We start from the raw sequence: 1,347 nt of genomic DNA, 5'->3' as shown, positions 1-1,347 counted from the left end.
GTGCGGAAGGCCAGCACCACGTTGTGGCCGCCGAAGCCGAACGAGTTGTTCAGCGCGGCGATCCGGCCCTCGGGCAGCTTGCGGGCCTCGTCGCGGACGATGTCGGCCTCCACGTCGTCGTCCAGCTCCTCCACGTTGATGGTCGGCGGGGCGATCCGGTGGTACAGGGCCAGCACGGTGGCGACGGTCTCGATGCCGCCGGCGCCGCCCAGCAGGTGGCCGGTCATCGACTTGGTGGCCGAGACGGCGATGTGGTCGAGGTCGTCGCCCAGCTCCTTGCGCAGCGCCTTCAGCTCGGCGGTGTCGCCCTGCGGGGTCGAGGTGGCGTGCGCGTTGACGTGCACGATCTCGGCCTTGTCCAGCTCGTTGCGCTCGAACAGGTCGGCCAGCGCGCGGGCCACGCCGGCGCCGGTCGGCTCGGGCTGGGCGATGTGGTGGGCGTCCGAGGACAGGCCCTGGCCCACGGCCTCGCAGTAGATCCGGGCGCCGCGCGCCTCGGCGTGCTCGATCGACTCCAGCACGACCACGCCGGCGCCCTCGCCCAGCACGAAGCCGTCGCGGGCCTTGTCGTACGGGCGGGAGGCGCGCTGGGGCTCGTCGTTGTTCTTGGACATCGCCATCATGTTGGCGAACGCGGCGATCGGCAGCGGGTGGATCGCGGCCTCGGTGCCGCCGGCCACCACGACGTCGGCGCGGCCGGTGCGGATCATCTCGATCGCGTAGCCGATCGCCTCGGCGCCGGAGGCGCAGGCGGAGACGGGGGTGTGCACACCCGCGCGGGCGCCGACCTCCAGACCGACGTTGGCCGCCGGGGAGTTGGGCATCAGCATCGGGACGGTGTGCGGGGAGACCTTGCGGGCGCCCTTCTCCTTCAGCACGTCGTACTGGTCGAGGAGGGTGGTCACGCCGCCGATGCCGGAGGCGATGACGGTGCCCAGGCGCTCGGGGGCGAGCTTGGAGGACTCGTCGGTGGCGGGGGTCTCGAAGCCCGCGTCGGCCCAGGCCTCGCGGGCGGCGATCAGCGCGAACTGGGCCGAGCGGTCCAGCTTGCGGGCCAGCGGGCGGGGCAGGATCGTGCCGGGCTCGACGGCGGTTCGTGCGGCGATCTTGACGGGCAGGTCCTCGGCCCACTCCTCGGTCAGGGCGACCACGCCGGACTTGCCGGCGACCAGGTTCTCCCAGGTGCTGGCGGCGTCGGCGCCCAGCGGCGTGAAGGCGCCGATACCCGTGACGACCACGGTGCGGTTTTCAGCGGTCACTGGTTTCTTCTTCTCTCACGTGTGCAGGGGTCGGCGGCGTGCCGAGGATGGGCCCGGCCGGGCGCCCCGGTGAGGGGGCGTCCCGGCC

1 protein-coding gene is annotated in these 1,347 nt (G+C 73.1%); it reads right to left on the bottom strand.

Annotated elements, in window-relative coordinates:
• On the bottom strand, positions 1–1,259 hold a 1,259-nt coding region (gene fabF / locus ACFU6K_RS39145), incomplete at its 3' end, for a beta-ketoacyl-ACP synthase II (RefSeq protein ID WP_380671466.1).
• Positions 1,260–1,347: the final 88 nt, after the last annotated feature.

It is taken from the genome of Kitasatospora sp. NPDC057512 (assembly GCF_042802135.1).
Lineage (GTDB): Bacteria > Actinomycetota > Actinomycetes > Streptomycetales > Streptomycetaceae > Kitasatospora.
This window is presented reverse-complemented; position numbering and strand designations above follow the sequence as displayed.